This is a genomic window from Mesorhizobium sp. M4A.F.Ca.ET.090.04.2.1, assembly GCF_003999085.1.
Taxonomy (GTDB): domain Bacteria; phylum Pseudomonadota; class Alphaproteobacteria; order Rhizobiales; family Rhizobiaceae; genus Mesorhizobium.
This window is the reverse complement of sequence record NZ_RZOT01000507.1, coordinates 1-4,541: the sequence shown is the minus strand read 5'-3', so window position 1 is coordinate 4,541 and position 4,541 is coordinate 1. Positions and strand designations below refer to the sequence as shown.

7 protein-coding genes are annotated in these 4,541 nt (G+C 63.4%); 3 read left to right on the top strand and 4 right to left on the bottom strand.

The features are described 5' to 3' along the window. Nucleotides 1-594, top strand: a 594-nt coding sequence (locus EN781_RS26790) for an ankyrin repeat domain-containing protein (protein ID WP_245492662.1), incomplete at its 5' end; no start/stop codon positions are given. Nucleotides 595-625: 31 nt separating this feature from the next. Here EN781_RS26790 and EN781_RS26785 read toward each other — a convergent pair. Next, nucleotides 626-1,153: a gamma carbonic anhydrase family protein gene (locus EN781_RS26785; RefSeq protein WP_126054351.1), complete on the bottom strand. Its 528-nt coding sequence runs from the start codon at nucleotides 1,151-1,153 to the stop codon at nucleotides 626-628. Nucleotides 1,154-1,172: 19 nt separating this feature from the next. Beyond that, nucleotides 1,173-1,517: a hypothetical protein gene (locus EN781_RS26780; RefSeq protein WP_126054350.1), complete on the bottom strand. Its 345-nt coding sequence runs from the start codon at nucleotides 1,515-1,517 to the stop codon at nucleotides 1,173-1,175. 127 nt (nucleotides 1,518-1,644) lie between these two features. Between EN781_RS26780 and EN781_RS26775 the strand changes: the two genes are divergently transcribed. Beyond that, nucleotides 1,645-2,376 (top strand): hypothetical protein, encoded by a 732-nt coding sequence (locus EN781_RS26775; protein WP_126054349.1) that lies wholly within the window; start codon nucleotides 1,645-1,647, stop codon nucleotides 2,374-2,376. Between the two features lie 77 nt (nucleotides 2,377-2,453). On the opposite strand, the gene EN781_RS26770 is transcribed toward EN781_RS26775, so the two are convergent. Then, nucleotides 2,454-2,657: a DUF3126 family protein gene (locus EN781_RS26770; RefSeq protein WP_042644432.1), complete on the bottom strand. Its 204-nt coding sequence runs from the start codon at nucleotides 2,655-2,657 to the stop codon at nucleotides 2,454-2,456. Nucleotides 2,658-2,797: 140 nt separating this feature from the next. Next, nucleotides 2,798-3,646, bottom strand: a complete 849-nt coding sequence (gene cysE, locus EN781_RS26765; RefSeq protein WP_127400492.1) for a serine O-acetyltransferase — start codon at nucleotides 3,644-3,646, stop codon at nucleotides 2,798-2,800. Nucleotides 3,647-3,769: 123 nt separating this feature from the next. Between cysE and EN781_RS26760 the strand changes: the two genes are divergently transcribed. Further along, nucleotides 3,770-4,369: a hypothetical protein gene (locus EN781_RS26760; RefSeq protein ID WP_126054347.1), complete on the top strand. Its 600-nt coding sequence runs from the start codon at nucleotides 3,770-3,772 to the stop codon at nucleotides 4,367-4,369. The last annotated feature ends 172 nt before the right edge of the window (nucleotides 4,370-4,541 follow it).

Below are 4,541 nucleotides of genomic sequence, written 5' to 3'. Positions count from 1 at the left end.
CAATATGGTCAATCATTGCGGATCAGAGCCATGCTGGAGATCCCCGACGACCGGTGTGAGCGTCATCGGCTGTTCAAGGCCATCGACGATGCCTTCAAAGCCGGCGACTTTGAGGTTCTCGGCACGGCCCTGGGCGGCGCGCCGCGCTGGTTCGACGAACGCATGCCGTTCGAGCTCGGCCTTGGCCACCCGCTGGAGTACGCGATCTACTGGAGCCCGCTTGCCTTCATCTCGGCGCTGATCGAGGCGGGCTCGAATCCGAACTATGCGGACCATGCCGGGTTCCCTTCCATCATCGCAGCGCTGTCGACCGAGCGGCGAGACAGGCACGACGTCATCCGTACCCTCATCGAGCATGGCGCCGATCCCGACATGCGCGGCGTCAACGACTGGACGCCGCTTCACTACGCGGTGGCGATGCGTGATGTAGAGGCGATACGCCTGCTTCTCGCGGCCGGCGCGGACCCGGCGCTCAGGACCCGCATCGATGATTGTTCGACGGCGCTGGAGGAAGCGGACGATGCCGGCTTTGAAACCGGCGCCGCATTGCTGCGCGGGGCGCTGGATAAGCCTGCTGGCCGGGATGAACACTGAGAGATGCCAATGCCCGCCACCTGTCGCGGACTCAGGCCTTCTTCAGCCCGGCCTTGAAGCGCTTGCCGTTTGCGACGTAGTGCGCCGCCGAGCCGCGCAGCCTGGCGACGGCCGCTTCGTCAAGTTCCCGCACCACGCGGGCGGGCGAGCCGACGATCAGCGAATTGTCGGGAAAGACCTTGCCCTCGGTAACCAGTGCGCCGGCGCCGACCAGCGAGTTCCTGCCGATCCTTGCCCCGTTGAGCACGATGGCGCCCATGCCGATCAGGCTGTTGTCGCCGATCGTGCAGCCATGCAGCAGCGCCCGGTGGCCGATCGTGCAGCCCGTGCCGATAGTCAGCGGAAAGCCCGGATCGGTGTGCATCACCGTATGCTCCTGGACATTGGTCTCGGCGCCGACGGTGATCGGCTCGTTGTCGCCGCGGATGACGACACCGAACCAGAAGCCGGCATCGCGGCCGATGCTGATGTCGCCGATCAGCGTCGCGTCCGGCGCGATCCAGTTGCTGTCGGCGTCCTCGAAGGTGGGAGCCTTTCCGTCGATCGTATAGGTCGGCATTGTCCGTCTCCGAATCGTCTCACGCTGGGAAGTGAGCCGACCCTAGGAGACCGGTCGCCCAGGATGCAATGGCGAGCAGGACGATACCCAGCGCCAGCGTCCAGGCTATCGTCGTGCAGCCGCAGGAAATCAGCGCAAGCATGGTGATGCGGCCCCGTCTGTGGGCATCCAGCGCATCGTTGGCGAGCATGAAGGGTCCAGCGCATGCCGTCGCGGCCAGCGATCGCAGTATATGTGAAGGCGACACGTAGGGTTCAGTGAAGGCAAGCCGTCGGCCGCAAGCCAGTTCCATCGTCGATCCGGCCATGCCGCTAGCGGTGAGGCCGACCGCGAAAGTAAAGAGCCAGAGCTCCACAGCACCCATCTTTACCTTCCTTTTACCATGACGTCGCACAGTCGCGCCCGACAGGCGCGCTGCAAGTGCCATGCCGCGCCATGTGTGCCGCCAGGGGACATCCGGGATGTCAGGCGGCCGAGGTAACGGGGAAGCGATGAAGCAGGTTGCGACAGTCAATGGCCCGGAATTCGAGGTTGTCGATTCCACGCTGATGAAGCGGGTCTTCTATACCTTCGCGGCGCTGGCGCTGCTGTCGGTGGCAATCAGCCTCGGCGGCAAGTGGGTGGGACGCTCGATCGCCATGGCCGGCTACACTGACGACACGACCGTCCATGAAGTCGTGATCGGCAACAATGTCATTGCCGTGCCAGCCAATTTCATTCGCTTCGAGCAGGCACGGCGCGACGGCATCGCCTCGCGTCTCGACCTCTACATGCGCTATCCCGAACTGGACGGCTACAGCACCGCCGCGCGCGACGACTTCAACCACAAGGGCGAACGCAAGAACATCGTGTTCCTGTCCTTCGAGCAACAGATGATGTCGCGCGACATGAGCGGCCGCCTCGCCCCGATCTACAGCGCGCTGATCGTCCAGCCCGGCACCTCGGGGCCGGGCGGCACGACGCTTTATGGCTTCACCGAGAAGTCAGGTTATCTCAACGAGGTACTTGCTGTCGCCGCCCGCCCGGGCAAGGATCCTTTCGTTGCCCGCTGCCTGAGCGGACCGAGCGCGGAGGAATCGCTGGCGCCCTGCGAGCGCGACATCCATGTCGGCGACGGCCTCAGCCTCACCTACCGCTTTCCCCGAGAGTTTCTCGGCAACTGGCAGGCGCTTGACGCGGCAATCGCCGCGAAGGCTACGCACATCCTGAAGACAGGGCGCTAGCCCATTAGATTCATTGCATGTTTCCAATGGGAAGCATCGACCGGACCGCACAGGCTCAGGTCCGGCCGGCAGAGGGCTCAGCCCAGATCGATGTCGAGGATCGCCATCGAGAAATTGTAGTCGCCATCATCCTCGTCCTTGAAGACGATGCCGAGGAATTCGTCGCCGACATAGACCTCGGCCGAATCCTCCTTGCGCGGGCGCGCCTTCACCTGGAGCTTGGGATTCTGGAAGACGCGCTTGAAATAGGCGTCCAGCTTTCTGATTTCGTCCGGCTTCAAAGTCTTCTCCGATCGTCGGCTTGCTGATTTGAACGCGGCTTCTGGCACGCCGACAATGGCGATGTAAAGGCAAGCCGGCGACAGAACCGGAACCGCTCCGCGCGTACAGCCGGATTCAGCCGCGCGCGGGCATCCCGGCCTCAGATATCGAAGCTGACAACGTGGTCCATGGTCTGCGACGGCAGAAGCTGGTCCATCTGCCTGGAAGGCTGGTCGCAACCGGTTTCGCCGACGACGCGCGCCGGCACGCCGGCGACCGTCTTGTTGTGCGGCACCGGCGATAGCACGACCGATCCGGCAGCGATCTTCGAGCAATGGCCGACTTCGATGTTGCCGAGGATCTTGGCGCCGGCGCCGATCAGCACGCCGCGGCGGATCTTCGGATGGCGGTCGCCGCCGGCCTTGCCGGTACCGCCGAGAGTTACCCCGTGCAGGATCGAGACATCGTCCTCGATCACCGCGGTCTCACCGACGACTAGGCCGGTGGCGTGGTCGACGAAAATGCCCTTGCCGATACGGGCGGCCGGGTTGATGTCGGTCTGGAACACCGAGGAGGAGCGGCTCTGCAGGTAGAGCGCGAAATCCCGGCGGCCCTGGTTCCACAGCCAGTGCGCCAGCCGATGCGTCTGGATGGCGTGGAAGCCCTTGAAGTAGAGCACCGGCATGATGAAGCGGTCGCAGGCCGGATCACGGTCGTAATAGGCCTGGATGTCGACGCGAACCGTCGTGCTCCAATCCGGATCGTCGGCCAGCATGGCATTGAAGGTCTGCCGGATGAGGTCGGAACCGATGTCCTGATGGTCGAGCCGTTCGGCCAGCCGATGGATCACCGCTTCTTCCAGGCTTTCCTGGTTGAGGATGGTCGAATAGAGGAACGCGGCAAGCAGCGGATCGCGGTTGACCGCTTCCATCGCCTCGTCACGGACCGAGCGCCAGATCGGGTCGACCGGCTGCACAATGCTGGGGCGGGCAATCGTAATGCTGTTCATCGACGGTCTCCGGCCTGCCGGCTATTCTCCGGCCGCACATATAGGCCAGATCGTAGCAGGATTGAACTCAATTTTCCTTAGTGCTCTGTCAAATGGATTTGGTTTACGGGAATTCAAGCAGCCATGGAAAACGAACCCTTGATCGATGAGCCGCTGAAAAGCGAGCTCTCGGCCCTCTATCGGGCAACGGACCGCCGCTACCATGGCCTCGCCCATATCGAGGCGATGCTGGAGCTTGCGGCGGACTATAGACGCCTGCTCCATGACCCGGAAGCCGTGGAGGCGGCGATCTGGTTCCATGACGCCATCTATGACAGCCGGGCCAAGGACAACGAGGCGCAGAGTGCCGCTCTTGCCGAGCAAAAACTCGCCGGCCGCACCGACGCGGGGCGCCTCGGCCGCGTCGCCGCGATGATCCTCGCCACCGCCACGCACGAACTGCCGCGCTCCGACGATGAGGATTTCGCCAGCGACGCGGCACTCATGCTCGACATGGACCTCGCTATCCTGGGTGCGGCGCCCGAGACCTTCGATGCCTACGAGCGGGCCGTCCGCCAGGAATACCATTGGGTCGAGGAGCCGATGTGGCGTGCCGGACGCGGCGCGGTGCTGAAGAGTTTCCTTGCCCGCCCGCATATCTTCCACACCGACGAGTTCCGGCAACGGTTCGAACCCCAGGCCAGGCGGAACCTTGCACGATCGCTGCAGGCGCTCGAAGCTTGAGCAATTCCAGGAAAAGTGTGTAACGGTTTTCCGTCCGGAATTGCGTGGAAAATAATAGCTGCATTGCCTAATCCGGCAAGGTCTCCATCTGCTCGGCATAGGCCTTGAAGCCTGCGCGCCGGTAGACTGGCTGCGCATTGGGATGGTCATAGGTGTCGGTGTGCAGCCAGAG

Excerpts from the sequence above, each read along its gene's own strand:
- EN781_RS26775 (WP_126054349.1), top strand. The coding sequence starts at position 1,645 with ATGAAGCAGGTTGCGACAGTCAATGGCCCGGAATTCGAGGTTGTCGAT.
- EN781_RS26785 (WP_126054351.1), bottom strand. The coding sequence starts at position 1,153 with ATGCCGACCTATACGATCGACGGAAAGGCTCCCACCTTCGAGGACGCC.
- cysE (WP_127400492.1), bottom strand. The coding sequence starts at position 3,646 with ATGAACAGCATTACGATTGCCCGCCCCAGCATTGTGCAGCCGGTCGAC.
- EN781_RS26760 (WP_126054347.1), top strand. The coding sequence starts at position 3,770 with ATGGAAAACGAACCCTTGATCGATGAGCCGCTGAAAAGCGAGCTCTCG.
- EN781_RS26780 (WP_126054350.1), bottom strand. The coding sequence starts at position 1,517 with ATGGGTGCTGTGGAGCTCTGGCTCTTTACTTTCGCGGTCGGCCTCACC.